The following is a 26,014-nucleotide window of genomic DNA, read 5'->3' as shown; positions in this document are numbered from 1 at the left end:
CGCGCTGGCAAAAAGTCACAATTAGTTGCATATGGGCGACGGACGGCAGGGATAGGAGGCCGAAAGGGCGCCCGAGTGGCCTCGGGCGCCTTGCCTTCAGTCGTGGGCTTCCTGGGCGGCGGGACCGAGCATGCTGCCGGTGACCAGGTAGCGTTCGTGCCAGGCCAGGGCCTCGGGAAGGAGGTGCGGAGTGTGCTTGCCATGGCTGCCGGCCAGGGCGCGCTCGAAGTAATCCTCCAGCGCCGGGCGGAAACTCGGATGCACGCAGTGCTCGAGGATGGCTCGGGCACGCTGCTTGGGACTGAGCATGCGCAGATCGGCCAGGCCCTGGTCGGTGACGATCACCGAGACATCGTGTTCGGTGTGGTCGACGTGGCTGACCATGGGCACCAGGGTCGAGATCAGGCCGTTCTTGGCCGTGCTTGGCGCCATGAAGACCGACAGGTAGGCATTGCGGGCGAAATCCCCGGAGCCGCCGATGCCGTTCATCATCCCGGTACCCATCTGGTGGGTGGAATTGACGTTGCCATAGAGGTCGGCTTCGAGCATGCCGTTCAGGGCGATGCAGCCCAGGCGGCGCACCAGTTCCGGATGATTGCTCACCCCCTGCTGGCGCAGGATGATGCGCTGGCGCAAGGACTCGGCGTGTTCGAGGAAGCGCTCGATGCCCGCCGGGCTCAGGGAGAAGGACGTCGCCGAGGCCAGCTCCATCTTGCCGCTGATGAGCAGCTCCAGCATGCCGTCCTGGATCACCTCGGTGAAGGCGGTCAGCCCCTCGAATTCGCTTTCGGCCAGGCCCTGCATGAAGGCGTTGGCGATATTGCCGACGCCCGACTGGATCGGCAGCAGATTGGCCGGGATGCGCCCCTGGCGTACCTCGAATCTGAGGAAGTCCAGCAGGTGCGCGGCGATGGCCTGGGAGGCGGCGTCGGGTGCCTTGAAGGGGCTGTTGCGATCGGGGGCGTCGGTCTCCACCACGGCCACCACCTTGTCCAGCGGCACCTCCAGGTAAGGCGAGCCGATGCGGTCACTGGGATGGGCGAGCGGAATGGGCGTACGGTGGGGCGGCAGGGCGCCGTCGGTGTAGATGTCGTGCATGCCGTCCAGGGCATCGGGCTGCCAGCGATTGACCTCAAGGATCACCGCATCGGCCATGTCCAGCCAGGTCTTGTTGTTGCCGACCGAAGAGGAGGGTACCAACAGGCCGTCTTCGCGGATCGCCGCGATCTCCACCACCGCCACGTCGATCTTGCCGAAGAAACCGTAGCGCACCTTTTCCGCCAGCTGGCCCAGGTGGATGTCCATGTAGTCCAGGCCGCCGGCGTTGATGCGGCTGCGCAGCTCGGGATCCGACTGGAAGGGCACCCGCAGCTCGATGCCATCGACCCGCGCCAGGGCGCCATCCAGTTCCGGAGCGGTGGAGGCACCGGTCAGCACCTTGATACGAAACGGCTCGCCGGCGCCATGGCTGGCAGTGATGCGCTGGGCCAGGGCGCCGGGCACGGCCTTGGGATAACCGGCCCCGGTGAAACCGCTCATGCCCACGGTCATGCCGTGACGGATGAACTGAGCGGCCTGCTCGGCGCTCTGGCGCTTGGCGGCGAAACCGGGATGGCGAATACGGTGGGACATGACGACCTCTGCGGGCATTATCGAAAGCACACTAAGAATGTGGATTCTACGCCGAAGGGATGCTTAGGTCCCTAAGCAAAAGGTCGGGTGGGTGGGGAAATTTTGGGGAGTGGGGCGTAGGTTGGGTTGAGATGGCTTTACCGTCGAAGCCCAACGGTGCCTAAGTCATACCAAACATCGGTATTCGTAGATTGGCGCTGAGCGCAGCGAAGCCCAACGGATTAGGGTTGTGGGTGCCCTAGCTGTCTATCGTGGTTTGCTAATGCTCTTTGTTTCGCCCACCCGGGCGACTCACTTTTTTCAGTCTCGGCTACGCGCCCCGGACTACGTGCCCCGGACAAAAGTAACCAAAAACGCTTGCCCCGGTCATGCGGCCTTCCGCTTCGCTCCAGGTGACTCGCGTTGCTCGCCTTTTGGGCCAGCCTACGGCTGTTACTTCGCTCCGCTACGTTTCGCTCACACCAGCGCCGTTCCGGGGTCGGCCCAGATGGGCCGTCCATGGCCTACTGTACCTCTCGCCGCATCCATGCGGCTCGACCCACTCCACGACACGGGCGTTCGCCCTCCTGAACGGGGCGATTCACTAGCCTGAAAAAGTTGGTTGAAGAGCCATGAACAACCCGTAGCGTGGACAACGGCGAAGCCTTGTCCACTGATGCCTGAAGTCCATCAGTGGAAAACGCTGTGCGGTTTTCCACTCTACGGATAGCTCCGGCCTTCTTTGTGAACACCACAGTCTCAGGCTGGCGCCCCGCTTCGTCAGTGAGGCCGAGTACAGGTGTTACGGAAGGGGATACCAGGCAGGACGCTCCTTAGTGCCGTACCTTGGAGCGGCACCGAAGCGAGGGAAACGTAGCGAGGCGGGGCCGAAACGTGAGAACAGCGTTTTTGGTTACTTTTGTCCGGGGCACGTAGCCGCGACTGAAAAAAGTGAATCGCCCGGGTGGGCGAAACAAGAGCCACCCGCAGACCACGATAAACCGTTAGGGCACAGGTAGGCCCAGGCAGAAGGCCAACCTCCGCAATGTTGGGCTTCGCTATCGCTCAACCCAACCTACGGCGATCCGCTCGGGCCTCTGCTTCACGCCACCATCATGATCCACGGCACCCCGATCCCCAGCAGCACCAGCAGGAACAGCGCGCCGAAAATGGTCCCCAGTCGCCAGTAGTCCGCGCTGGGCAGGTAGCCGCTGCCGTAGTACACCGGACTTGGCCCGGTGCCATAGGGGGTGATGATCCCCATCAGCCCCAACGAGGTGCCCAGGAGCAGGGCGAACACCGGCAGGTCGATGCCGGGGATGCCCATGCCGGCGGCCAGCATCACGGGGAGCAGGGCGGTGGTGTGGGCAGTGGAGCTGGCGAACAGGTAGTGGGCGAGATAGAAGACCGCCACCAGCGCCACCATGGCAGTGCCGGCGTGGAAGCCGCCTAGGTGGCCGGCGACCCATTGGCCGAACCAGGCGACGAAGCCGACCCGGGTCAGGCCGTCGGCCAGGGCCACCAGGGTGGCGAACCAGGCGAAGGTGTTCCAGGCGGCCTTGTTGCCCAAGGCATCGTTCCAGTTGATGACTTTCAGCAGCAGCATCAGCACGATGACCAGGATGCCCACCAGTGCCGGATCGGCCCAGGCGGCACCGAAGATCCATAGCGCCAGGGCGCCGATCACCAGGGCCAGCAGCAGCTTCTCGTTGCGTGTCAGCGGGCCGAGTTCGGCCAGTTCCCTGGCTGCCCAGAGCGGTACCTGGTCGTTGCGTTTGATCTCAGGCGGATACAGCCAGTAGGCCAGCAGCGGCAGCACGGCCAGCAGCAGGATGCCCATGGGCGCGGCGGCGATGAACCACTGGCCCCAGCTGATGTGCACCTGGGCGGTCTTCTCGATCAGGGCGGCGGCCAGCAGGTTGGGTGCCAGGGCGGTGAGGAAGAGGGTGCTGGTGACGCAGGTGGAGGAGATCGCCACCCACATCAGATAGGAGCCGATGCGCCGGGCGCTGGGGTCGTTGGGCTTGGAATCGTAGAGCAGCGGCAGGTTGCGAATCACCGGGTAGACGGTGCCACCACTGCGCGCGGTGTTGGACGGCGTGAAGGGCGCCAGGGCCAGGTCCGCCAGCATCACCGCGTAGCCCAGGGTCAGGGTCCGGCGGCCCATGGCCTTGACCAGCAGGAGGGCGATCCGTCGGCCGAGACCGGTCTTTTCGTAGCCCAGGGCGAACATGAAGGCGCTGAAGATCAGCCAGACGGTGTTGTTGGAAAAGCCCGCCAGGCCCCATTTCAGAGCCTCCTGGGGCGCGCGGAAGCCCGGTGTCGCCAGTTGCGCCGGGCTGAACAGCACCCAGGGCGCCAGCAAGGCCGCCAGGGCCACGCCGATCAGACCGATCACCGCCCCGGGCAGGGGTTCGAGGATCAGCCCCACCACCACCCCGGCGAAGAGGGCGAAGTACAGCCAGGCATGGCTGGGCAGGCCGGCGGGGGCAGGCAGCAGCGCCAGCAGACCGGTGACGGCGAGGGGCAACAGGAATTTCCAGGTGGTACGCATCGGGCGCTCGCAGATTCCGGTGGTCTCGGGAAACCGGCCTGGGCCGGGGTGGCTGACGACAGGTCACCGCGTGCAGCAGCAACGCTGGCCCGGTAGGGGCCGGGGACGTCAGCGGCAGCAAGCTTTGCAAAGGGCAGCACCCTTTCCCAGCGCTCTGGCCGTGGTCATTCGTCGCAGTCCTGCGGTCTTAGGTTCCCTGAAGGCATTCTTTCGTTATCGAGAATTACTTGCAACAACCGATGGGCTGATCGCGCACCGATTGCACCCGCAGCTCGCATCGGCGAACAATCGGCCCTTCCGCCAATGACAACAACACGAGGATGAGCACCATGAAGTACCGCCTGGGAGAACACCGCGTCGACGCCCATCCGCATAGCTGGGTCGCGCCCACCGCCGCGGTGATCGGCAAGGTACGCCTGGATGAAGGCGCCAGCGTCTGGTTTGGCGCGGTGCTGCGCGGCGACAACGAGCTGATCCACATCGGTCCGGACAGCAATGTGCAGGACGGCGCCGTGTTGCACACCGATCCCGGCTCGCCGCTGACCCTGGGGCGTGGCGTCACCGTCGGCCACCAGGCCATGCTGCATGGCTGCGAGATCGGCGACGGCAGCCTGATAGGCATCCACGCCGTGGTGCTCAACGGCGCGCGCATCGGGCGCAACTGCCTGGTGGGCGCCAATGCGCTGGTCACCGAGAACGCGGTGATCCCCGACGGCTCCCTGGTGCTTGGCTCACCGGCCAAGGTAGTGCGCACCCTGAGCGAGGCCCAGCAGGCGCAGCTGGCGGCTAACGCCCAGGTCTATGTGGCCAATGCGCGACGCTATCTGGAGGAGTTGTTCGAGCAGGGGGAATAGGGGAGTCGGTCGTTGGCAGCGGTGATATGAGGGGGGGACTGGACCACCCCCTCTCCCTCTGGGAGAGGGCCGGGGTGAGGGGGGAGTCGCCAAAAGCCTGTTGGGCTTCGCTGCGCTCAACCCAACCTACCGCGCAGGTAGGGCGCCATGGCCGAAGCCGTAGCGTGGAAAACGGCGCAGCCTTTTCCACAGGGCAGTTCGTTGCGGGGCGCGCGCTCACCCCAACCCTCTCCCGAGGGGAGAGGGGGCTTTCCGAGCAGGCGTTTGTTTCCAGTGCCAAAGGCAGATTCGCGATTCATCGTCGCCATGCCATCCGCTAGCGCGGGGCCAGCCCTCTCCCTCAGGGGGAGGGCTGGGGTAAGGGGGAGGCGCGAAAGCCTGTTGGGCTTCGCTGCGCTCAACCCAACCTACGGCGAGTGTCGTAGGTTGGGTTGAGACGGCTCCATCGTCGAAGCCCAACACTGGCGGCGTAGCGGGGGAAGCGGCGCAGCCTTTTCCGCATGAAGATTCGTTGCCAGGCCGGCCCTCACCCCAACCCTCTCCCAAGGGGAGAGGGGGCTATCCGAGCAGGCGTTTGTTTCCAGCGGCAAAGGCAGATTCGCGATTGATCGTCGCCACGCCATCCGCTACCGCGGAACTACCCCCGCTCGCTCTGGGAAAGGGTTGAGGTGAGGGAAGGCTATGCATTGATCGCGGCCATGGGCCGCTCCTACAGGTGTTTCCTGATCTGTAGGAGCGGTCGCTACGGCGCACCGGCATGGCCGCGATGAGCCTCTACCTCACGGCTTCTCGAAGCGATAGAACAGATTCGGCTCGCTGACCACGTACAGCCTGCCCTGGTCGTCCATGGCCACGCCCTCGGCCTGGGGCACGCTGCGGCTCAGGCCGTGCTGGCCGCGCAGCAGGGACAGGGAGCTGATCGGCTTGCCGTCATCGTCCAGCTCCAGTACCAGCCGCGACTGGTCGGAGAGCGCCAGCAGGTGGCCGGTGCCAGGATCGAATTGCAGGCTGGAGAGATCGCGCACGAACAGCCGGCGGTCACGCTTGGGGTCGCTGCGCAGTGACAAGGCCTGCAGGCCCTCGAAGGCCTCGCTGCCCAGGCCGTCGATCTCGTAGATGCGTACCGGATTGCTTTCCTTGGCGACGAAAAAGCGCTCGCGGGCGGCGTCGTAGGCCAGGCCCTCGTTGCCGCGGTTGTCGCTTTCCACGTCGCTCAGGCTGAAGGGGTGACTGACCTGGCGATCGTCGATGTCCACCTCGCGGGTGTCGGTGCCGATATGTACCCGCACCAGGCGCTGGCGGCGCTCCTCGCTGATCATGTACACACCCGGCTTGATGTACTCGATGGCTTCCGGATCGCTGAAGCCCTTGAGATCCACCTGGCGCAGCAGCCGGCCGTCCAGGTCCAGTTCGAGAAAGCGCGCCGGCTTGTTGGTCACGCTGACCAGGGTATGGCGATCCGGATCGAAGCTCAGTGCCGAGACGTCGGTGATGCCCTCGCCAATGGGCCGCGCTTCCACGGTGACACGATAGCTCGGCAGCCACAGCGAGCGGGCCTGACGGCTTTCGGCCTGGAGCTGGCTCTGGACGTTGAACCAGAGCCGCTCGAACAGCCGGTACTGCTGGGCCACCAGGGTCAGGCACAGCAGCAGCGCGGCACCCAGCAGGGCGGCCAGGGTGCGAGGGGAGAACAGCGGAAACATCGACAGGGTCCTGAGGCGGTGATGCCGCGCAGCCTAAGGGCGCCACCCTGAATTCAAGCTGAATAGGCGCTCATTGCGCCGCTTTGGACACCTTGTGAAACACGTGGAAGAGATTGGGTTCACCAATCAGGTAGAGATTGCCGGCCTCGTCGAGGGCCACGCCCTCCGGCTGCTCCATGGTGGCGTCCAGGCCGTGCAGGCCGCGTCTCAAGCTGATGAAGCTGACCGGTGCACCTTCCGCGGTCATTTCCACCAGCGTGTGGGACTGATCGGACAGGGCCAGCAGGTGACCGGTGCGCGGATCGACCGCCACCGCGGAGTAGTCGATCACCAACTGCTTGAGGGGAAAGGGCTGGAGGGTACCGGTAACGCCGCGGCCGTCGCTGGCCAGGGTGAAGAGGGCGGCCGGGTCGCGCTCCTTACTGAGGATCAACCGCTGGTGACGCGGATCCCAGGCGATGCCTTCGAAGCCCTTGTTGCCGGCGTCGGGAAAGCCCAGGTCATGGTGTTCGAAGGTATTGGCATCCAGCTCCTGGGTGTCGTCCGTCAGCTGGAACAGCGACAGGCGCCGCTGGCGCTCGTCGACGATGGCCAGGCGCCCGTCCTGCAGGGCGGTCACCCCTTCCAGGTTGGAGACGTTGCGGATCGGGATGCGCCTGAGGATGTCGCCGGTCAGGCTCAGTTGCACCAGGTAGGGCGTATTGCCGGTGACGGCGAAGAGGGTGCGGGTGCGGGGATCGTAGGTGAGGTCGGAGGTCTCGGCCTCGGCCAGGCCCGGCAGTGCCTTGCCTTGGATCACCGCCTGGTAGTCCGGCAGCCAGACCGCCTGGGCCCGGACTTCCGGCGGCGTGCGGTATTCCTGCCACCAGAGCAGGGCCCGGTCGTTCCAGTGCCAGACGAAGGTAAGGACGATCAGCACCAGCAGAACGAAAGCGGGGAGGAAACGGAACAGGATGAGGCGAGGGAGTCTGGACATGCGGGCTCGTACGGCTTCTTGTTATGGCTTGTCTGCAAAGTCGCCGAGCGAAGGTCAGGCAAGGCAAGAACCCTTGAGGAAGCGGATCGGACTCGCGCTCGAGTTTACGAGGCGTAAATGAGCACTCCGAAAGGGTTTTTAACGCCGCATGGCCGAGCGCAGGCACTTTTCCGGCAAAGCCTGGAGCGTCGTGGCCGTGCCGGCACACCATCGCCCGGCACTCGCCAGGCGACGGTGGGTGGCGGGGTTATAGCACGCGCGTTTCGAAGCGGCTAACGTCCGGCAGCTCCAGCACCAGCTCATCGCCCACATTGAGAGGTCCGACACCCACGGGCGTACCGGTGAGGATGACGTCGCCCGGTTGCAGGGAGAAATGCCCGGCGATGGTCTGGATCAGCGGCAGGATGGGATTGAGCATGTCGCGGCTGTTGCCGTCCTGGCGGACCTCGCCGTTGATGGTCAGGCGCACCGGGATGTCGGCCAGGTCCTCGAAGGCATCGCCGGGCACGAAGGGCGCGAGCACGCAGGCACCGTCGAAGCTCTTGGCGATTTCCCAGGGATAGCCCTTGTCCTTGAGGCGGCTCTGCACATCTCTCAGGGTCAGGTCCAGGGAGGGGGCGAAGCCGGAGATGGCGTCGCGGACTTCCTCTGCCGAAGGCTTCTTCGACAGCGGCTTGCCGATCAGCACGGCGATCTCGGCCTCGTAGTGCACCGAACCCTGGTCGGTGGGAATGGCGAAGCCGTCCGCCACCGGCACCACGCAGCTGGCCGGCTTGATGAACAGCAGGGGCTCGGTGGGAACCGGGTTGTTCAGCTCCTTGGCGTGTTCGGCATAGTTGCGGCCGATGCAGACGACCTTGCCCAGGGGGAAGTGGATCTTGGTGCCATCGAGGTACTGGTGCTGATAGGCCATCTTGTGCTCCTGGTGAGTGGCGTCTGCTGGCGATCTTAACCAAAAGCGGGCGCCGCGGCGCGTTGCCGGTCGCGAAGTGCTCATGGTCGCCCTGAGAAAGCTTCAGGTCGCAACCGGACCTGCATGCGGCGGCTCATGCTAAGATAGCGCCCCCTTTGCCGCTGGCTGAACTGGCCTGCGCCGCGCCGGCATCCTTCTCCCTGGAAACTCTGGATTCAACGCAGATGAGCAAGACTTCCCTCGACAAGAGCAAGATCCGCTTCCTTCTCCTGGAAGGCGTCCACCAGTCCGCCGTGGATATCCTGAAGTCCGCGGGTTACAGCAACATCGAGTACGTCACCAGCTCCCTGCCGGATGCCCAGCTCAAGGAAAAGATCGCCGACGCCCACTTCATCGGCATTCGCTCGCGCACCCAGCTCACCGAAGAGGTGTTCGACTGCGCCAAGAAGCTGGTCGCCGTCGGCTGCTTCTGCATCGGCACCAACCAGGTCGACCTGCAGGCCGCCCGCGAGCGCGGCATCGCCGTGTTCAATGCCCCCTATTCCAACACCCGTTCGGTCGCCGAGCTGGTGCTGGCCGAGGCCATCCTGCTGCTGCGCGGCATCCCGGCCAAGAATGCCTCCTGCCACCGTGGCGGCTGGATCAAGAGCGCGGCCAACTCCTTCGAGATCCGCGGCAAGAAGCTCGGCATCATCGGCTACGGCTCCATCGGCACCCAGTTGTCGGTGCTGGCCGAGGGCCTGGGCATGCAGGTGTTCTTCTATGACGTCATCACCAAGCTGCCCCTGGGCAATGCCCAGCAGGTCGGTTCCCTGACCGAGCTGCTCGGCATGAGCGACATCGTCACCCTGCACGTGCCGGAAACCCCCGCCACCCAGCTGATGATGGGCGAGCGCGAGATCCGCGCCATCAAGAAGGGCGGCATCCTGATCAACGCCGCCCGCGGCACCGTGGTCGACCTCGACGCCCTGGCCGCGGCCATCAAGGACGAGCACCTGATCGGCGCCGCCATCGACGTCTTCCCGGTGGAGCCGCGCTCCAACAACGACGAATTCGTCTCGCCGCTGCGGGGCCTGGACAACGTCATCCTGACCCCGCACATCGGTGGCTCCACCGCCGAGGCCCAGGCCAATATCGGCCTGGAAGTGGCCGAGAAACTGGTCAAGTACAGCGACAACGGCACCTCGGTGTCCTCGGTCAACTTCCCCGAAGTGGCCCTGCCGTCGCACCCGGGCAAGCATCGCCTGCTGCACATCCACCAGAACGTCCCGGGCGTGCTGTCGGAGATCAACCGCGTCTTCTCCGAGAGCGGCATCAACATCTCCGGTCAGTACCTGCAGACCGACGAGAAGGTCGGCTACGTGGTGATCGACGTCGATGCCGAGTACTCCGACCTGGCGCAAGAGAAGCTGCAGAACGTCAAGGGCACCATCCGTTGCCGCGTGCTGTTCTAAGCCTTTAGCTGTCATGGAAAAGCCCCGGTCGGGTTCGCCTGACCGGGGTTTTTTTGCTTTCGTGCTGGCGGAGGTTTCATCGCGGCCATGGGCCGCTCCTACAGGGATGATACTTTTGTAGGAGCGGCCCATGGCCGCGATAAACGGCGTAGCGTGGATAACGGCGCAGCCTTATCCACTGGCCGTGGTTGAGCTCACCTGTGGAAAACGCTGGCGCGGTTTTCCACACGACGGATTCAGCTGCGCTCCAACCGCTCCACGCCCTGGGCGGTGCCCAGGAGCAGCACGTCCGCCGGGCGGGCGGCGAAGAGGCCGTTGGCGACCACGCCGACGATGTTGTTGATCTTCGCTTCCAGGCCCATCGGATCGACGATGTGCATGTTGTGCACGTCGAGGATGACGTTGCCGTTGTCGGTCACCACGCCATCGCGGTATTCCGGATCGCCGCCCAGTTTCACCAGCTCGCGGGCCACGTGGCTGCGGGCCATGGGGATCACCTCCACCGGCAGCGGGAATTCGCCGAGGACGTCGACGCGCTTGCTGGCGTCGGCGATGCAGATGAATTTGCGTGCCACCGCGGCAACGATCTTCTCGCGGGTCAGGGCCGCGCCGCCGCCCTTGATCAGGTTGAGGTGGCCGTCGGCTTCGTCGGCCCCGTCCACGTAGAATTCCAGGTCGCTGACACCGTTGAGGTCATAGACGGTGATGCCGTGGCTCTTCAGCCGGTCGGCGGTGGCCTGGGAGCTGGCCACGGCGCCATCGAATTCCAGCTTGTGCTTGGCCAGCAGGTCGATGAAGAAGTTGGCGGTCGAGCCGGTGCCCACGCCGACCACGCTGTCGCGGGAGAGCAGGGGAAGGATGAGGTCGACCGCGGCCTGGGCGACGGCCTGCTTGAGCTGGTCCTGATTCATGGGGATATCCGCAGAGAAACGGGTGAAGGGCCCTCGATTATAGCCGCTCGGACGGCTTGGCTAACCTACCCGGGAGTGCCCGTAGTAGACTTTTCGCCCCCGCCGCACCCACCGGATCGCCCCGCCGATGCTCGAACAGTATGTAAAGAAGACCCTGCTCGCCCCCGTCTACGACGTGGCCATCGAGACGCCCCTGCAACCGGCGCGGGCGCTGTCCGAACGGCTGGGCTGCCAGGTGCTGCTCAAGCGCGAAGACCTGCAGCCGGTATTCTCCTTCAAGATCCGTGGCGCCTACACCAAACTGGCCAGCCTCTCGGCCAGCGAGAAGGCGCGCGGGGTGATCACCGCCAGCGCCGGCAACCATGCCCAGGGCTTGTCCCTGGCGGCACGTGAGCTGGGCGTGCGGGCGATCATCGTCATGCCGCGCACCACCCCGGAGCTCAAGGTCATCGGCGTGCAGTCCCGCGGTGGTGAGGTGGTACTGCACGGCGACGCCTTTCCCGAGGCCCTGGCCGAGGCGCTGCGCCTGGCCGAGGAGCAGGGCTACACCTTCGTGCCGCCCTATGACGATCCCGACGTCATCGCCGGCCAGGGCACCGTGGCCATGGAGATCCTGCGCCAGCACCCCGGGCGGCTGGACGCCATCTTCGTCCCCGTGGGCGGTGGCGGCCTGATCGCCGGTATCGCGGCCTATGTGAAATACCTGCGCCCCGAGGTCAAGGTCATCGGCGTCGAGCCGGACGACTCCAACTGCCTGCAGCAGGCCATGGCCGCCGGCGAACGAGTGGTCCTGCCGCGGGTAGGGCTGTTCGCCGACGGCGTGGCCGTTGCCCAGATCGGCCACCATACCTTCGAGATCTGCCGGCGCTACGTGGACGAAGTGATCACCGTGAACAGCGATGAGATCTGCGCGGCGATCAAGGACATCTACGACGATACCCGCTCCATCACCGAGCCTTCGGGCGCCCTGGGGGTGGCCGGGATCAAGAAGTACGCCGAGCGTGAAGGCAGTGGCGGCCAGGTGCTGGTGGCCATCGATTCCGGCGCCAACATCAACTTCGACCGCCTGCGCCATGTGGCCGAACGCGCGGAGCTGGGCGAGCAACGCGAAGCCATCATCGCCGTGACCATTCCCGAGCGGCCGGGGAGCTTTCGCGCCTTCTGCGAGGCCCTGGGCCGGCGGCAGATCACCGAATTCAACTACCGGTACCACACCGGCGAAGAGGCCCATATCTTCGTTGGCGTCCAGACCCATCCGCAGCGCGATCCGCGTGACGCCCTCATCCAGGGCCTGCGCGACCAGGGCTTCCCGGTGCTGGACCTGACCGACAACGAACTGGCCAAGTTGCATATTCGCCACACCGTGGGTGGCCATGCGGCACGGGTCGGTGAGGAGCAGGTGTTCCGCTTCGAATTCCCCGAGCGGCCCCGGGCGCTGTTCGACTTCCTCGACCGCCTGGGCGGACGCTGGAACATCAGCATGTTTCATTATCGCAACCACGGCGCGGCGGATGGGCGGGTATTCGCCGCACTGGAAGCCAGTGATGCCGAGCGGGGCGAGCTGCTGGCGACCCTGGATGCCATCGGCTATCGCTATTGGGACGAGACCGAGAATCCGGCGTATCGGTTGTTCCTGGGCTGAGGTTGGGTGGCGTTGGGCTTCGCTGCGCTCAGCGCCAACCTACGGGTAGGGTGGATAACGGCGCGGCCTTATCCACCGTTGGTACCGGAGCCCGTCAGTGGAAAACGCTGCGCGGTTTTCCACGCTACGGTTGAGTACGCCTGATCGCGGCCATGGGCCGCTCCTGCAGGTTCAGATGTCATTGTAGGAGCGGCCCATGGCCGCGATCAGCAAAACACTGGAGTTTTTATATGAGCGGCCGCATCGGCGGACCGCCATGGCCGCGATGAGCCCATAAGCCAACGCTGAACCAGACCACCCCCTCTCCCTCTGGGAGAGGGCTGGGGTGAGGGAGGCCAAACATCGATAGTCCCGCCCGTTTGGCTTCGCTGTGCTCAGCGCCAACCTACGGGGGCATCCGGGAGGGTGGATAACGGCGTAGCCTTATCCACCGTTGGCACGGGAGCCCGTTAGTGGAAAACGCTGCGCGGCTTTCCACGCTACGGTTGAGTACGCCTGATCGCGGCCATGGGCCGCTCCTACAGGTTCAGATGTCATTGTAGGAGCGGCCCATGGCCGCGATGAGCGAAATATCGAACTCCCGGAGCGCCCGCATCGGCGGATCGCCATGACCGCAATGAGCCCCCAAGTCCGCGCTGAACCAGAGCGCCCCCTCTTCCTCGGGGAGAGGGCTGGGGTGAAGGAGGCCAAACATCGATAGTCCCGCCCGTTGGGCTTCGCTGTGCTCAGCGCCAACCTACGGGGGCATCCGGGAGGTGGATAACGGCGTAGCCTTATCCACCGTTGGCACGGGAGCCCGTTAGTGGAAAACGCTGCGCGGCTTTCCACGCTACGGTTGAGTACGCCTGATCGCGGCCATGGGCCGCTCCTACAGGTTCAGATGTCATTGTAGGAGCGGCCCATGGCCGCGATGAGCGAAATATCGGACTCCCGGAGCGGCCGCATCGGCGGACCGCCATGGCCGCATTGAGCCCTCAAGTCCGCGCTGAACCAGACCGCCCCCTCTCCCTCTGGGAGAAGGCTGGGGTGAGGGAAGCCAAACACCGATAGTTCCGCCTGTTGGGCTTCGCTGTGCTCAGCGCCAACCTACGAAGCCAGCTCTTCCACCCTGATATCCGTCAACCCATGCACCTCCGCCTGCCGCAGGATGGCCTCGGCGGGTGCATCGGCAGGCGGCAGGGCCAGGCTGTTCTCGGCGTCGGCGCGCAGGTGTTCCAGCACGGCGAGGGCCACTTCATGGGGCGCGAGCGTCGCCTGCGGATGGTCGAGATCGAGCTGACGGGGTTCGCCGTCCTTGCGGTAGTGGACGCGAAAGGTGGGCATGGCGGCGGCCTCGGAGCGGGTTTCTAGAAAGACTACCCCAGACGCGCCGCCGTTCCAGCCTACTTGAGGATCACCAGCTTGCCCTTGAGGGCGACACCGGCGATGAAGGCGCCGGCGTGGCATTCGTAGCGGCTGGGATCGCTCCACTCGTTCTTCTTGTAGTAGCTGGTGATATCGGTGACGGCATTGGCACCGGCGGCCTTGGCGGCTTCCTGCAGGCGGATCAGCGCCGATTGCAGCACCCAGCGGCAGGCGACCTCGTCGGTCTTGTTGAAGGCGTTGGTCTTCTGGTTGGTGGTGATGCTGGAGTTGACCACCGTGGCCTTGCCCGGCACCGGGTTGCCGGCCAGGTAGAACTTGACGCTGCCATCCAGGCGCTTGGCGGCCAGGGCTTCCTGGACCACCTCGGCGAAGGGCAGCTGCAGGGTGGTGTCGCGGGCCTGGGCGGCGGTGGGGAGCAGGGCGGCCAGGCTCAGGGTGAGGGCAAGGGCGGGAGCGATGAGGCGCATGGTGACTTCCTTGTGGGGGTGAGGGTGACTGTTTAACCTAGAACGCCCGTCCCGTCAGCCTTGGGGCGGTGTTCTGCGATATCGCGCAAGCCGAGGGCCGTTACTCCGCGTCGGCAGCGGGGGCCGGCAGCTGCAGTCGCCGGCGAATGTCGGCGTCGAGCAGCTGGACCCACTTGTTGTAGTTGCGATGGATGCGCTCGCCGTCGTAGTCGAGGCCGGCACTGTCGCGGTAGCGGATCTGGTAGCCCTTGGTGCTGTAGGGGATGTCGACCCAGGCCTGGTGGCGATCGCGCACCACGATGCTGGCGACCACCAGGCCGGGGCTCTCCTGGCCCACCGTCCAACCGCGGCGTTCGAGGGTATCGACGATGGCGCGGCGAACGTCGGCGGCGTTCTCCACCCGGTCGGCGGGGAAGACCTCCTGGGGCGTCACCAGGGGCGCGCGGGTGCAGGCCGCCAGGAACAGCAGAGCGGAGACGAGCAGCAGGCGACGCAACATGGGAATACCTCGGGAAATGGCCATCAGGACCAGCGGCGGAAGATCAGCGAGGTGTTGACCCCGCCAAAGGCGAAATTATTGTTCATCACATGATCGGTACGCAGGGTCCGCGGTCCGTCACGCAGATAGTCCAGCTCGCCGCACTGGGGGTCCAGGTCGTCGAGGTTGAGCGTCGGTACGAAACGCTCTTCGTTCATCATGGCGATGCTGAACCAGGACTCCAGGGCGCCACAGGCCCCTAGGGTATGGCCCAGGTAGCTCTTCTGCGAGCTGATGGGCATGCCGGAGCCGAACAGCGCCTGGGTGGCCCGGGTCTCGGCGATGTCGCCCTGTTCGGTGGCCGTGCCGTGGCCGTTGACGTAGCCGATGGCCTCCGGCGTCAGCCCGGCGTCTTCCAGGGCCAGCTCCATGGCGCGCTGCATGGTGGCCTGTTCGGGGCGGGTGGAGTGCTGGCCGTCGGCGTTGCTGCCGAAGCCGACGATCTCGGCGTGGATGTGCGCGCCGCGCGCCAGGGCGTGCTCCAGCTCTTCCAGCACCAGGATGCCGGCGCCTTCGCCGATCACCAGGCCGTCGCGTCCCTTGTCGTAGGGACGCGGCGAGGTGTGGGGCGCATCGTTGCGCAGGCTGGTGGCATAGAGGGTGTCGAAGACCATGGCCTCGCTGGGACAGAGTTCTTCGGCGCCCCCCGCCAGCATCAGCGGCAGGCGCCCGAACTTGATGGCTTCGTAGGCATAGCCGATGCCCTGGCTGCCGCTGGTGCAGGCGCTGGAGGTGGGGATCAGTCGGCCCTTGAGGCCAAAGAACAGGCTCAGGTTGGCGGCGGCGGTGTGCGGCATCATGCGCACATAGGTGTTGGCGTTGAGCCCCACGGCGGCGTCGCTGAGCAGCATGTTGGCCAGCGCCTTGATGTCGTCGGTGCTGCCGGTGGAGGAACCGCAGGCCACGCCCATGCGGCCATCGGCGATGCCGGGATCATTCAGCAGTCCGGCATCGGCCAGAGCGCGCTCGGCGGCGGCCACCGCCAGCTGGGAGACGCGGCCCATGCTGCGCAACTGCTTGCGCGTCCAGTGGCTGGGCACCTGGAAGTCGACGATGGGCCCGCCCAGGCGGGTGTTCATCTCGGTATAGCGGTCCCAGGCGTCCATGCGGCGGATGCCGCTGTGGCCGGCCAGGAAGTGGTCGCGGATGGTCGGCCAGTCACTGCCCAGGGCGGTGACGCCGGCCATCCCGGTGATCACGACGCGACGACCGATCATCAGCACAGCCCTCCGTTGACCGCCAGCACCTGGCGGGTGATGTAGCCGGCCTCGGGGGCGAGCAGGAAGGCCACCGCGTGGGCCACCTCCTCGGGGGTGCCCATCCGCCCGGCGGGGATCATCTCGAGAATCTTGTCCACCGGCACGTGCTCGTCGAGGATCTCGGTGTCGATCAGCCCCGGGGCGACGCAGTTGACGGTGATCTTGCGCTTGGCCAGCTCCACCGCCAGGGCCTTGGCGGCGCCGATCAGCCCTGCCTTGGAGGCGCTGTAGTTGACCTGGCCGCGATTGCCGATCAGCCCGGAGACCGAGGTGATGCAGACGATACGCCCCGGCGCGCGGCGACGGATCATCGGCATGACCACCGGGTGCAGGACATTGTAGAAGCCGTCGAGATTGGTGCGCAGGACCACGTCCCAGTCCTCTCCGGTCAGCGCCGGGAAGGCGCCGTCGCGGGTCAAGCCAGCATTGCAGACCACACCATAGTAGCCGCCGTGGGCTTCGGTATCGGCCTCGAGGATGGCCGCGCAGGCGGCGCGGTCGCCGACGTCGAATTGCAGCACCCGGGCCGTGCGGCCCAGGGCCTCCACCTCGGTGCGCACGGCCTCGGCTTCCTCGCGACGGCTGCGGCAGTGCAGCACCAGATCGTACCCGGCCGCGGCCAGGCGCAGGGCGATGGCGCGGCCCAGGCCGCGGCTGGAACCGGTCACCAGGACCGGGGCGGGGGCAACGCTCATGGCGCGGGCTCCTGTAGATACAGATCCGCCTGGGGCGGACGATAGACGTTCAGGCGGGCGCTGGCCTGGCAGCCAGGGCCCTGCAGGTGGCAGTCGAAGATGGCCATGCCATCGTCGTTCTGCAGTGCCGGCTGGGCCTGGATGCGCAACTCACCGCCGGCGGGAAAGGCCGCCACGTCGCAGGCGAACTGGCGGGTGCCGAGCAGGAAACCCAGGGCCGGGGCCTCGCCACGGCGGCGCGCCTGGCAGCCGGCGAAGGCGGCCACGCTCTGGGCCATCAGCTCCACGCCGATCCAGGCCGGCAGGGCGCCGTCGGCGTCGGTGAAGAGGCCGGGGCGCACCACCAGGCGGGTCTCGATGCCTTGGTCGTCGCAGACGAGGATCTCCTCGATCAGCAGCATGTCGCCGGCGTGGGGCACCAGCTCGGCGAGGGGCCAGGGGATCATGGCGTGGCTCCGAGGATGAGGCTGACGTTGCTGCCGCCAAAGGCGAAGCTGTTGCTCATGGCGTGGCGGCGGCCGTCCAGACGGCTGTCGGCGTGGGCCAGCGCCAGGCGTGGCAGGGCAGGATCGGCCTGGCCGTCCCAGCGCTGCGGTGGCAGCTGGCCGGCCGGGTTGAGCTGCGGGTCCAGGGTCAACCAGGCGAAGGCGGCTTCCAGGGCGCCGGCGGCGCCGAGGGTATGGCCGGTCAGCGGCTTGGTCGAGGAGCAGGGCACCCCGGCCGGGAACACCTCATGGGTGGCGTGGCTTTCCATGGCGTCGTTGTGTGGCGTGGCGGTGCCGTGCAGGTTGAGATAGCCGATGTCGCCCGGCTGCAGGCCGCTGGCACGCAGCGCCGCCTGCATGGCCTGGACGGCGCCGCGGCCGCTGGGGTCGGGGGCGGAGATGTGGTGGGCATCGGAACTGGCGCCGCCGCCGAGCAGGGCGATGGGACCGGGCTCGCGGGTCAGCAGGAACAGCGCCGCGCCCTCGCCGATGTTGATGCCGCAGCGATTGACCGAGAAGGGATTGCACAGGCGTTCGCTGACCGCTTCCAGGGCAGCGAAGCCGTTCAAGGTCAGGCCGCAGAGGCTGTCGACGCCACCGCAGAGCACGGCATCGCAATGTCCCTGGACCAGCAGCCGACGGGCGCTGAGCAGGGCGCGGGCGCTGCTGGTGCAGGCGGTGGAGAGGCCATAGCAGGGGCCGCTCAGGCCCAGGTAGCGGGCGAGGAAATCGGCCGGCGCGACCAGCTCCTGCTGGGCGTACTGATAGCCCTCGGGCAGTTGGCCGCTGCGCTGGTGCACGGCGATGCCCAGGCTGGCCTCGTGAATGCCGGAGGTGCTGGTGCCCAGCACCACGCCGATGCGCGCAGGACCGTGGCGCTCGATGGCCTGGCGCACCTGGGGCTCGATCTCGGTCAGGGCCGCCAGCAGGAGCTGGTTGTTGCGACTGAAGAAGGGGGCCCAGTCGGTAGGCCAGGCCGGCAGGGCGGCGCTGACGGTGCCCACCGGCGGCTGGCGCTCGGGGATCCAGCCCGGGGTGGGCTGCATGCCTGCCGTGTCGCCGGCGAACAGGCCGCGCGCCACCTCGGCCTTGCCCTGGCCCAGGGCGCAGAGCAGCCCCAGGGCATTCAGGTAGGCGCTCAAGGCGCGGACTCCGGCAGCAGGGTCAGGCGATAGCGCGACCCGTCCGGTGCCTGCAGCTCCAGGCGGTCGGCAGCGGGATAGCGCACCTGCCAGTCCTTGAGGCTGCGGCTGCCGTCGGCGGCCTGTTGCCAGTCGCCCGCGGCATAGGCCTGCGGCAGTTGGTCGGCCGGGGTCAGGGCGAACAGCAGTACGCTGAAGAAGGTGCGCGCCCGGGGATTGGGCGGCAGCAGGCCGTCGGCGTGCCAGGCGCCGTCGAGCAGCCGCTGGCGCGCCTGGGGCACACCCAGCGGATCGAACAGGGAAAAGCGCAGGGCTTGGCCTTCCGGCTGGATGGCCAGCAGCAGGGCGTCGCTGCCCTCGGCGGTCTGGCGCTCCACCTGATAGACGAGCGTGTGCGCCAGCGGTGGCGGACTGCTGGGCAGTGGCGGTTGGCTGGCGCAGGCGGCGAGCAGTAGCAGGCAGGCCAGCGCGAAGACGAGCGGACGGGGCAGGGTCATGCAGAGTGGGCCGAATTCAGCTGGCAGAGCTCGACGAGCAGGCGCAGGCGCCGCTTGGGCTCCTTGACGAAGGGGTTGCGAAGGTCCCAGGCGTAGCCGGCGAGAATGGCGCAGATCATGCGGCGGATCTCGGGGTCGGCGTTCTCGAAATAGATGACGTCCTGGAAGCTGCCATCGTACCAGCCCTCCACATAGGCACGGAACGTATCGACGCCCGCCTTGAGTGGTCGGGCGAACTCGCCCTCCCAGTCCACCGCCTCGCCACGCAGCTGGCGATCCACCAGGGGCGCGGCCAGGCTGGCCGAGCGCAGGGCGATGGTGACGCCCGAAGAAAACACCGGATCGAGAAACTCGGCGGCGTTGCCCAGCAGGGCGAAGCCGGGGCCGTGCAGGCGCTTGACGTTGGCCGCATAGCCGCCCAGCTCGCGCACCGAGGTATCCCAGACCGCATTGTGCAGCACCCGGGCCAGGCTCGGGGTCTCGGCGACCCAGTCGCGCAGACAGGTGGCGAGATCGGGGGCGCGTCCGGCATAGCGCTCGGCGGCGGCCACCACCCCGAGCGAGGTGCGGCCGTCGCTGAACGGGATGGTCCAGAACCAGACGTCGCGCCAGGTCGGGTGGGTGGTGATGAGGATGCGGTCGCGGTCGAAGCCGGGATCGTCGATGCGGTCCTCGACATGAGTGAAGAGGGCACGACGCGGGGGGAAGTCCGAAGGGGCTTCCAGGTCCAGCAGGCGCGGCAGCACCCGTCCGTAGCCACTGGCATCGAGCAGGAAGTCGGTGGTCAGCGCATAGGCCTGGCCGTCGTCACCCAGCACCTCGATCCGGGTCCTCTCACCTTCTTCGCCCAGGGTCACGGCGGTCACCCGCTGGCCGTAGCGGATCGCCACGCCCTGGCGAGCGGCGTCGTCGGCGAGGATCTTGTCGAAGGGGCCGCGCTGGACCTGGAAGGTGCTGCGCCCGCCACTGTAGGTGTCGCGGAAGTCGAAGTCGGTGTAGCGCTCGCCCCAGGCGAAGGCCGCGCCGACCTTGGTCTGAAAACCGGCGGCCTCGACCGCCGGCAGCATCCCGGCTTCCTCGACGAAATCCAGGCTGTGGGAGAGCAGGCTCTCGCCGATGGAAAAGCGCGGGAAGTGCTGGGCTTCCAGTACCAGTACCGGATGGCCGCGACGCTTGAGCAGGGCGGCGACCACGGCGCCGGCCGGGCCGGCACCGATGACGACCAGGGGATGATGTTCAACCATGACGAAGGTCCTTTTCGTGGGAGACGGGGGGCGAGGCCCAGGGTGCCAGCAGGAAGCTGAACACCAGCCCCAGGCTGATGGCCAGGCCGAAGTTGGCGATGGCCGGGGTGCTGCTGAGCATCAGCAGACCGAACGACAGCCAGCTGCCGACGCCGGACAACAGGCCGCCGAGCAGACTCACCGCCGCGCCGCCGATGGCCTCGTGCATGAGGATGGCGTAGTCCACGCCGATGGCGGTGATAAGCAGCAGGGCGAAGAGGCTGAACAGGGTCAGCGGCTGACCCAGCCAGCCCAGGCAGGCCAGGGCCGCCAGGGCTGCCAGGAGCGGCAGGCAGACGATGCGCAGCGCCGCGCGGCGGCCGAAGGCCCAGAGCAGCAGCATGAAGATGGCGCCCGAGGCCAGTAGCTTGAGCTCCACCGCCAGGCGCTGGGTATGGAGGAACAGCCCGCGTAGTTCGCCGAGGCGATCCACCAGCTGCACGCCAGGCAAGCCCTCGGCCACCGTCTGCAGGACCTGGGCGTTGCCCAGCCCTTGCAGGCTGACCAGCCCGGCCGCGCCGCCGTTGGCAGTCCGGCCCAGCCAGAGCGGTCGCCAGGGCTCGCCCAGCGGGCCGGCCAGGGCCCGGTCGAGACTCAGGTCGGGTAGCTGATGCAGTTGCCTCAGTTCGGCGTCCAGCGCGTCGGCCGGAATGCCTACCGCCAGCAGGGGTTGCAGGCGCTCGCCCCAGCCGGCCAGGGCCTGACGCAATTCGGCCTGGGCCGCGGCAGGGGCGACCAGGCCGCTAAGGGCGCGATAGCCCTGCAGCTGGCCCTGACTGACCAGGCTATCCAGGCGCTGACCCAGGGCGGCCTGGCGGCGCAGCACCTCATCGGCATCCGCCCCGCGCACCAGGAAGAACTGGCTGGTGGGTTGCAGCCCGGTGAGGCGGGCGATGGCCTGGGCTTCGCGGGTCAGGGCCGGGTCCTGGCCAAGCCAGAGGCGCAGGTCGTTCTGCAGGTGCAGCTGCCAGACGCCGGCGCCGCAAAAGGCCAGCAGCGCCAGGAGCAGCGGCAGGCTGCCGGTGCGCGCCAGCAGGCGCAGCCGCAGGTCAAGCAGGCGCTGCATCAGCCGCAGGGGCGCGGCGGGCGGCGCCAGGTCCAGGCGTTGCCACCAGGCCGGCAAGAGGCAGACGGTGGTGAGGTAGGCGCCGATCAGGCCGGCGGCGGAAAACACCGCCACCTGGGTCAGCGCCGGAAAGGGCGTGCAGGCCAGCGCCAGGTAGCCCAGCAGATTGGTCGCCAGACTCAGGGACAATCCCGGCAGGGTCTGGCGCAGGATGGCCGTGGCATCCCAGGAGCCACCCTTCCAGCTCTTGCTCAGGTAGTGCAGCGGGTAGTCGGCGGCCACCCCGGTCAGGCTGGCGCCGAGGATCAGGGTGAGAGCGTTGATCTGGCCGAACAGCAGCACGCAGGTGGCGCTGCCGGCCAGGAGCGCCACGCCCACCGCCAGCAGGCTGAGCAGCACCCGCCAGCGGCGGAACAGCCCCAGCAGCAGGGCCAGGGTGCCCAGGGTGGCCAGGCCGCCGATCAGCGACATCTCGCGACTGGCGGTGGCTTGGCCGGCGGCGGCGTATCTCAGGCCGCTGGCGGCGAGTAGCTGACCGCCATCCGCGACCACCTCACGGCGGGCGGCCTCGATCAGGGCTTCTACCCGTGGCGGAGCGTCGAAGTCGAAGGCATCGGCGCGGGTACGGGCGCGGATCAGGGCCCAGGTCAGACCGTCGCCCTGGGTCAGCAGCAGGCCGCTGCCGGCGTCGAATTGCACCTTGCTGGCCGGGGTGAGCTGGCGCTGCACCAACAGGCCGAGGCCGAACCAGTCCTGCTCCAGGGGTAGGGCGCCGGCGCCGGCGAAGGGATCGAAGAGGGCCGCAGCGCGGGCCTGCAGATAGCTGTCGGGCGTCTTGAGCAGTTCGTCGCGCGCCGGCCCCGGTGTCAGCGCCAGGCGACTGGCCAGGAGTTGCTGGCGCAAGCCAGGCAGATCTGGCGTCAGCTGCCATTGCACCTTTTCGAACAGTGGCTCATGGGACCAGGCCTGGCCCAGGCGCTCGACCAGGGCAGCGACCCGCTCACGTTGGGGATGACCCACCAGCAGGAGCACCTCACGATTGAGCGGCTCGGCCATGCGCGCCTCGGCCTGCTGGGTAAGGGCGTCGCCGGCGCCCTGGGGCAAGAGCGCCAGCAGATCGGCGGCCACCGGCGGACCATGCCGCCACTGCCAGGCGCTGAGCGCCAGCAGGGTGAGCAATAACAGCAGGAAGGGGCGCTGCAGCCGGGTCACTGGAAGACCGCGCGCTGCTCGGCGCCCAGGGTGTCGCTGGGCTGGCCGTCCAGGGTGAGCAAGCTGCGGTCGCCCTGGGTCTCACGGATTTCCACCTGTTCGACCAGGGCGCCGCCCTGGATGAGGATGCCGTCGAACACCTGCTTGAGCAGTGCGCCGCGTGGGGTCAGGCGCAGCTGCCAGTGATTGGCGTCGCCTGTCAGGGCCAGCTCGAAGTCGCGTTCCAGGCCGCTGCGATCGCCGCCGAGCACGGCCAGGAACAGGGCGCTCTGGCGCGCGGCCAGGTCGCTGCCGGGCAAGGGCGTCCAACCCGTCGGCGTCTGCTTGGCGATGGCGCCCGGGGTGATGCGATAGGTCTGGGTCAGCGGCTTTTCCAGCCGCCAGAGCAGCCCCAGGCCGCGGGCCAGGGTGAAGTGACCGCTGCTGGTCAGCGGTTGCGGCAGGGCGCGCAGATAGCGCTGCTGGACGAAGCTGCCCTCGACCGCCGCGGGGCGCGCCAGCTGGGCGGCCAGGTCGTCGAGATCGAAGGCCTGGGCCAGGGGCGCGGCCAGGATGAATAGCAGAGCGATCAGCGTGCGCATGCCAGGGCCCTCTCCACGGCGTCGATGAAGACCTTGGGCGATGCCAGCTGCATCTCGCGGCTGGCCAGGTCCACGGCGACCTGCACGGTGCTGGCGCGGGTCAGGCGCTCACCGGTGGCCGCGTCAGTGATCAGGTAGTTGAGCTTGAGGCGATGCTCCCACTCCACCAGATCGGCCTTTACCCGCACGCGCTGCTGAAACAGCAGGGGGCGGATGTAGCGGATCTGCAGGTCGATCACCGGCCAGCCATAGCCGGAGTCGCGCATCTGCAGGTAGTTATGGTCGAGGCGGTCGAGCAGCGCGCAACGCGCCACCTCCAGGTACTTCACATAATGGCCGTGCCAGGCGATTTCCATCATGTCGACGTCGAAGAAGGGGATCTGCATCTCCACCTCGACCTGCAGGGCACCGGTCTTACGCATAGAGCCTCCAGTGGCGGGCGCGAATCAGGGTCAGGGTCTGGCGCAGTTCGGCTTCCAGGGCACGGTCTTCGATCAGTGGCGGGAAGGTCTCGCCCAGCGCGCGGTGCATGGCGGCCAGGGGCGCGGGCGGTTGCACGCCCTGCTCGCACCTGAGCCAGACGCCTTGCTGGGCGGCCAGCAGGGTGGCGGCGGTCACCTGCTCGGTGAGCTCCAGCACGCGCAGGGCGTCGCGGGCGGCAATGGTGCCCATGCTGACCTTGTCCTGGTTGTGGCATTCGGTGGAACGGGAGAAGACGCTGGCCGGCAGGGTGCCTTTGAGCGCCTCGGCGGTCCAGGCGCTGGCGCCGATCTGCACCGCCTTGAAGCCGTGGTTGAGCATGGCCCGCTCGGCCGGGGCGCCGGAGAGATTGCCCGGCAAGCCATGGTTGTAGCGCGCATCCACCAAGAGGGCGAGCTGGCGGTCGAGCAGGTCGGCGACGTTGGCCACCAGGGTCTTGAGACTGTCCATGGCGCAGGCGATATGGCCGCCATAGAAGTGGCCGCCATGCAGCACCCGCTCGTCTTCGGCGTCGATCAGCGGATTGTCGTTGGCGCTGTTGAGTTCGGTCTCGATGAACTGGCGCAGCCAGGGCAGGCTGTCGGCCAGCACGCCCAGGACATGGGGGGCGCAGCGCAGCGAATATCTGTCCTGCAGGCGGTGCAGGGGCGCGGCCGGCCCTTCGGCGGCGAGATCCGCGCGCAACCAGGCGGCCACCTGACCCTGGCCCGGATGGGGCTTGGTGGCGAACAGGCGCTGGTCGAAGTGCTCGGGGTTGCCGGCCAGGGCCACCACGTTGAGCGCGGTGATGCGCGTCGCCAGGCGCAGCAGGTACTCGGCGCGGGAGAAGGCCAGGCAGGCCAGGCCGGTCATCACCGCGGTGCCGTTCATCAGCGCCAGGGCTTCCTTGGGCCTTAGCACCAGCGGCGTCCAGCCCAGCTCGGCATGGACGTCCGATGCTTCCCGTATCTCATTGCGCCAGAGCACCTGGCGCTCGCCGCAGAGGGCGGCGGCGACATAGGACAGCGGGGTGAGATCGCCACTGGCGCCCACCGAGCCCTCTTCGGGGATCAGCGGCAGGAGGTCTTCGCGCAGGAAGGCGGTGAGACGTTCGAGCAGCTCGACGCGCACCCCGGAGACGCCCTGGCACAGCGACTGCAGCCGCGCCGCCAGCACCGCGCGGGTCGCCGCCGCATCCAGATGGCGCCCCAGGCCGCAACCGTGGAAGGTGTAGAGCTGACGCGGCAGCGCCTCGACCTGGGCCAGGGGCACGGCGACCACGCAGGAATCGCCGTAGCCGGTGGTGATGCCGTAGACCGACCCCTCGCGGGCCAGCAGCGAATCGACGAAGCGCGCGCCGCGGGCGATGCCGTCGCGGAAGGCGGCGTCGTCCTGCAATTCGGCCTGGGCCCGGCCCTCGGCCAGGGCGACCAGGTCTTCGATGGCGAGGGCCTGGCTACCAAAGCGAACACTAGCGTTCATCGCGACTCCAGAAGGGGTAGAAGTTGAACCACTGCCGCGGCGCCTTGAGGCAATGGGCGGCGAGGCGTTCGGCATAGGCCTGGGCCAGGCCCTGGATGCTGGCGGCGCGCTCCTGGCGACGCCAGGCCGGGGCCGGGGCGAAATCTTCCAGGTAGAGGTGGTAGCCGTCGGCTTCGCGCAGGCAGAACAGCAGGTTGGTCGGGCAACGCAGCAGGTGCGCCAGCAGCCAGGGGCCCTGGGGGAAGGGCGCCGGGGCGCCGAGGAAGTCCACCTCGACGGTCCGGCCGCCATGCAGCGGCACCCGGTCGCCGGCGATGGCCAGCCATTCGCCGCGCTCCAGGCGCTCGCTGAGCTGCAGCATCACCGCCGGGTCCAGCTCGCTGACCTGGATCAGCCGCAGATCGCTGGCGCCGGCCTCTTCCAGCAGACGATTGAAGGCCTCGGCATGGCGGGTGTGCACCAGTACATTGAGGCGCACCCGCCGCCCCAGCTGGGCCAGGGCGCGACAGACTTCAAGGTTGCCCAGGTGGGCGGTGACCAGGATCTCGCCGCGCGGCGCGTGCATGCGGCTGTGCACCTGATCCGGGTCGTGCAGTTGTACCTGATCAAGGCCGAGGCGGCCGTTCCAGGCGTCGAGCTTGTCCAGCAGGGCTTCGGCGAAGGCCATGAACTGGGCATAGCCGCTGCGCCAGCTGGGCTGCAGGTCGGGACGATTGCTCCAGGCGGCCAGGCGCTGCTGGTATTCGCGGATGCCGCGGCGGGCGCGGGCGCCGAACAGGAAGAAGTACAGCACGATCAGCCGCAACAGCGGAGCGATGGCGCGGCGGCCCAGGTGCCGTGCCAGCCAGGCGGTGAGGCGCATCAG

Annotated in this window: 23 protein-coding genes; 3 read left to right on the top strand and 20 right to left on the bottom strand. The window is 67.5% G+C overall.

Annotated elements, in window-relative coordinates:
* Positions 1–96: 96 nt before the first annotated feature.
* A complete protein-coding gene (locus PJ259_RS13185) occupies positions 97–1,632 on the bottom strand; it encodes an acetyl-CoA hydrolase/transferase family protein (RefSeq protein ID WP_271653142.1) in 1,536 nt (511 codons plus the stop codon).
* A gap of 1,081 nt (positions 1,633–2,713) precedes the next feature.
* Positions 2,714–4,165, bottom strand: a complete 1,452-nt coding sequence (locus tag PJ259_RS13180; RefSeq protein WP_271653141.1) for an anion permease — start codon at positions 4,163–4,165, stop codon at positions 2,714–2,716.
* 329 nt (positions 4,166–4,494) lie between these two features.
* Here PJ259_RS13180 and PJ259_RS13175 point away from each other — a divergent pair, with 329 nt between their 5' ends.
* The gene (locus PJ259_RS13175; protein WP_271653140.1) at positions 4,495–5,019 is read left to right on the top strand and encodes a gamma carbonic anhydrase family protein; all 525 of its coding nucleotides are present in this window, start codon (positions 4,495–4,497) and stop codon (positions 5,017–5,019) included.
* Between the two features lie 779 nt (positions 5,020–5,798).
* On the opposite strand, the gene PJ259_RS13170 is transcribed toward PJ259_RS13175, so the two are convergent.
* The 3 genes from PJ259_RS13170 to PJ259_RS13160 form a co-directional block, all read right to left on the bottom strand.
* On the bottom strand, positions 5,799–6,722 hold the full coding sequence (locus tag PJ259_RS13170) for an SdiA-regulated domain-containing protein (RefSeq protein WP_271653139.1): 924 nt from the start codon (positions 6,720–6,722) through the stop codon (positions 5,799–5,801).
* A gap of 70 nt (positions 6,723–6,792) precedes the next feature.
* On the bottom strand, positions 6,793–7,698 hold the full coding sequence (locus tag PJ259_RS13165; RefSeq protein WP_059316312.1) for an SdiA-regulated domain-containing protein: 906 nt from the start codon (positions 7,696–7,698) through the stop codon (positions 6,793–6,795).
* Positions 7,699–7,945: 247 nt separating this feature from the next.
* Complete coding sequence (locus PJ259_RS13160) at positions 7,946–8,611, bottom strand: fumarylacetoacetate hydrolase family protein (RefSeq protein ID WP_059316311.1); 666 nt, start codon at positions 8,609–8,611, stop codon at positions 7,946–7,948.
* Between the two features lie 224 nt (positions 8,612–8,835).
* Here PJ259_RS13160 and serA point away from each other — a divergent pair, with 224 nt between their 5' ends.
* Complete coding sequence (serA, locus tag PJ259_RS13155) at positions 8,836–10,065, top strand: phosphoglycerate dehydrogenase (protein WP_231355812.1); 1,230 nt, start codon at positions 8,836–8,838, stop codon at positions 10,063–10,065.
* Between the two features lie 236 nt (positions 10,066–10,301).
* Here serA and rpiA read toward each other — a convergent pair whose 3' ends face one another.
* Entirely contained in the window at positions 10,302–10,976 is a 675-nt protein-coding gene (rpiA, locus tag PJ259_RS13150; RefSeq protein WP_271653138.1) for a ribose-5-phosphate isomerase RpiA, read from the bottom strand.
* 115 nt (positions 10,977–11,091) lie between these two features.
* Here rpiA and ilvA point away from each other — a divergent pair, with 115 nt between their 5' ends.
* Positions 11,092–12,618: a threonine ammonia-lyase, biosynthetic gene (gene ilvA / locus PJ259_RS13145; RefSeq protein WP_333909680.1), complete on the top strand. Its 1,527-nt coding sequence runs from the start codon at positions 11,092–11,094 to the stop codon at positions 12,616–12,618.
* Positions 12,619–13,704: 1,086 nt separating this feature from the next.
* Here the strand turns inward: ilvA and PJ259_RS13140 are convergent.
* The 14 genes from PJ259_RS13140 to PJ259_RS13075 form a co-directional block, all read right to left on the bottom strand.
* Positions 13,705–13,941, bottom strand: coding sequence for a hypothetical protein (locus tag PJ259_RS13140; RefSeq protein ID WP_271653136.1), 237 nt, complete (start codon positions 13,939–13,941; stop codon positions 13,705–13,707).
* Positions 13,942–14,000: 59 nt separating this feature from the next.
* The gene (locus PJ259_RS13135; protein WP_059316306.1) at positions 14,001–14,450 is read right to left on the bottom strand and encodes a hypothetical protein; all 450 of its coding nucleotides are present in this window, start codon (positions 14,448–14,450) and stop codon (positions 14,001–14,003) included.
* 100 nt (positions 14,451–14,550) lie between these two features.
* Entirely contained in the window at positions 14,551–14,949 is a 399-nt protein-coding gene (locus PJ259_RS13130; protein WP_064308901.1) for a hypothetical protein, read from the bottom strand.
* A gap of 23 nt (positions 14,950–14,972) precedes the next feature.
* Positions 14,973–16,205, bottom strand: a complete 1,233-nt coding sequence (locus PJ259_RS13125) for a beta-ketoacyl-ACP synthase (protein ID WP_059316304.1) — start codon at positions 16,203–16,205, stop codon at positions 14,973–14,975.
* The gene (gene fabG / locus PJ259_RS13120) at positions 16,205–16,942 is read right to left on the bottom strand and encodes a 3-oxoacyl-ACP reductase FabG (protein WP_271653135.1); all 738 of its coding nucleotides are present in this window, start codon (positions 16,940–16,942) and stop codon (positions 16,205–16,207) included. The genes PJ259_RS13125 and fabG overlap by 1 nt, the downstream gene beginning before the upstream one ends.
* On the bottom strand, positions 16,939–17,388 hold the full coding sequence (locus PJ259_RS13115; RefSeq protein ID WP_271653134.1) for an ApeP family dehydratase: 450 nt from the start codon (positions 17,386–17,388) through the stop codon (positions 16,939–16,941). The genes fabG and PJ259_RS13115 overlap by 4 nt, the downstream gene beginning before the upstream one ends.
* Positions 17,385–18,569, bottom strand: coding sequence for a beta-ketoacyl-[acyl-carrier-protein] synthase family protein (locus PJ259_RS13110; protein WP_184290139.1), 1,185 nt, complete (start codon positions 18,567–18,569; stop codon positions 17,385–17,387). The genes PJ259_RS13115 and PJ259_RS13110 overlap by 4 nt, the downstream gene beginning before the upstream one ends.
* Complete coding sequence (locus tag PJ259_RS13105) at positions 18,566–19,066, bottom strand: hypothetical protein (RefSeq protein WP_059316300.1); 501 nt, start codon at positions 19,064–19,066, stop codon at positions 18,566–18,568. Before PJ259_RS13105 ends, PJ259_RS13110 begins: the two co-directional genes overlap by 4 nt.
* Positions 19,063–20,310, bottom strand: coding sequence for an NAD(P)/FAD-dependent oxidoreductase (locus PJ259_RS13100; RefSeq protein WP_271653133.1), 1,248 nt, complete (start codon positions 20,308–20,310; stop codon positions 19,063–19,065). The genes PJ259_RS13105 and PJ259_RS13100 overlap by 4 nt, the downstream gene beginning before the upstream one ends.
* On the bottom strand, positions 20,303–22,627 hold the full coding sequence (locus tag PJ259_RS13095) for an MMPL family transporter (protein ID WP_271653132.1): 2,325 nt from the start codon (positions 22,625–22,627) through the stop codon (positions 20,303–20,305). Before PJ259_RS13095 ends, PJ259_RS13100 begins: the two co-directional genes overlap by 8 nt.
* The gene (locus tag PJ259_RS13090; RefSeq protein WP_271653131.1) at positions 22,624–23,208 is read right to left on the bottom strand and encodes an outer membrane lipoprotein carrier protein LolA; all 585 of its coding nucleotides are present in this window, start codon (positions 23,206–23,208) and stop codon (positions 22,624–22,626) included. Before PJ259_RS13090 ends, PJ259_RS13095 begins: the two co-directional genes overlap by 4 nt.
* Positions 23,196–23,630 (bottom strand): acyl-CoA thioesterase, encoded by a 435-nt coding sequence (locus PJ259_RS13085; protein ID WP_271653130.1) that lies wholly within the window; start codon positions 23,628–23,630, stop codon positions 23,196–23,198. Before PJ259_RS13085 ends, PJ259_RS13090 begins: the two co-directional genes overlap by 13 nt.
* A complete protein-coding gene (locus PJ259_RS13080; protein ID WP_271653129.1) occupies positions 23,623–25,149 on the bottom strand; it encodes an HAL/PAL/TAL family ammonia-lyase in 1,527 nt (508 codons plus the stop codon). The genes PJ259_RS13085 and PJ259_RS13080 overlap by 8 nt, the downstream gene beginning before the upstream one ends.
* Positions 25,139–26,011 carry an LpxL/LpxP family acyltransferase gene (locus PJ259_RS13075; RefSeq protein ID WP_271655868.1) on the bottom strand — a complete coding sequence of 291 codons (873 nt, stop codon included), beginning with the start codon at positions 26,009–26,011 and terminating at the stop codon, positions 25,139–25,141. Before PJ259_RS13075 ends, PJ259_RS13080 begins: the two co-directional genes overlap by 11 nt.
* Positions 26,012–26,014 lie beyond the last annotated feature (3 nt).

This window comes from Pseudomonas sp. JBR1 (assembly GCF_028198185.1).
Lineage (GTDB): Bacteria > Pseudomonadota > Gammaproteobacteria > Pseudomonadales > Pseudomonadaceae > Chryseomonas > Chryseomonas oryzihabitans_E.
The sequence above is the reverse complement of the archived record's forward strand: the minus strand, read 5'-3'. Positions and strand labels throughout refer to the sequence as shown.

Bases quoted from the DNA above. Each gene is read 5' to 3' on its own strand.
- PJ259_RS13185 (WP_271653142.1), bottom strand. From the start codon at position 1,632: ATGTCCCACCGTATTCGCCATCCCGGTTTCGCCGCCAAGCGCCAGAGC.
- PJ259_RS13180 (WP_271653141.1), bottom strand. From the start codon at position 4,165: ATGCGTACCACCTGGAAATTCCTGTTGCCCCTCGCCGTCACCGGTCTG.
- PJ259_RS13175 (WP_271653140.1), top strand. From the start codon at position 4,495: ATGAAGTACCGCCTGGGAGAACACCGCGTCGACGCCCATCCGCATAGC.
- PJ259_RS13170 (WP_271653139.1), bottom strand. From the start codon at position 6,722: ATGTTTCCGCTGTTCTCCCCTCGCACCCTGGCCGCCCTGCTGGGTGCC.
- PJ259_RS13165 (WP_059316312.1), bottom strand. From the start codon at position 7,698: ATGTCCAGACTCCCTCGCCTCATCCTGTTCCGTTTCCTCCCCGCTTTC.
- PJ259_RS13160 (WP_059316311.1), bottom strand. From the start codon at position 8,611: ATGGCCTATCAGCACCAGTACCTCGATGGCACCAAGATCCACTTCCCC.
- serA (WP_231355812.1), top strand. From the start codon at position 8,836: ATGAGCAAGACTTCCCTCGACAAGAGCAAGATCCGCTTCCTTCTCCTG.
- rpiA (WP_271653138.1), bottom strand. From the start codon at position 10,976: ATGAATCAGGACCAGCTCAAGCAGGCCGTCGCCCAGGCCGCGGTCGAC.
- PJ259_RS13140 (WP_271653136.1), bottom strand. From the start codon at position 13,941: ATGCCCACCTTTCGCGTCCACTACCGCAAGGACGGCGAACCCCGTCAG.
- PJ259_RS13135 (WP_059316306.1), bottom strand. From the start codon at position 14,450: ATGCGCCTCATCGCTCCCGCCCTTGCCCTCACCCTGAGCCTGGCCGCC.
- PJ259_RS13130 (WP_064308901.1), bottom strand. From the start codon at position 14,949: ATGTTGCGTCGCCTGCTGCTCGTCTCCGCTCTGCTGTTCCTGGCGGCC.
- PJ259_RS13125 (WP_059316304.1), bottom strand. From the start codon at position 16,205: ATGATCGGTCGTCGCGTCGTGATCACCGGGATGGCCGGCGTCACCGCC.
- fabG (WP_271653135.1), bottom strand. From the start codon at position 16,942: ATGAGCGTTGCCCCCGCCCCGGTCCTGGTGACCGGTTCCAGCCGCGGC.
- PJ259_RS13115 (WP_271653134.1), bottom strand. From the start codon at position 17,388: ATGATCCCCTGGCCCCTCGCCGAGCTGGTGCCCCACGCCGGCGACATG.
- PJ259_RS13105 (WP_059316300.1), bottom strand. From the start codon at position 19,066: ATGACCCTGCCCCGTCCGCTCGTCTTCGCGCTGGCCTGCCTGCTACTG.
- PJ259_RS13100 (WP_271653133.1), bottom strand. From the start codon at position 20,310: ATGGTTGAACATCATCCCCTGGTCGTCATCGGTGCCGGCCCGGCCGGC.
- PJ259_RS13090 (WP_271653131.1), bottom strand. From the start codon at position 23,208: ATGCGCACGCTGATCGCTCTGCTATTCATCCTGGCCGCGCCCCTGGCC.
- PJ259_RS13085 (WP_271653130.1), bottom strand. From the start codon at position 23,630: ATGCGTAAGACCGGTGCCCTGCAGGTCGAGGTGGAGATGCAGATCCCC.
- PJ259_RS13080 (WP_271653129.1), bottom strand. From the start codon at position 25,149: ATGAACGCTAGTGTTCGCTTTGGTAGCCAGGCCCTCGCCATCGAAGAC.
- PJ259_RS13075 (WP_271655868.1), bottom strand. From the start codon at position 26,011: ATGCGCCTCACCGCCTGGCTGGCACGGCACCTGGGCCGCCGCGCCATC.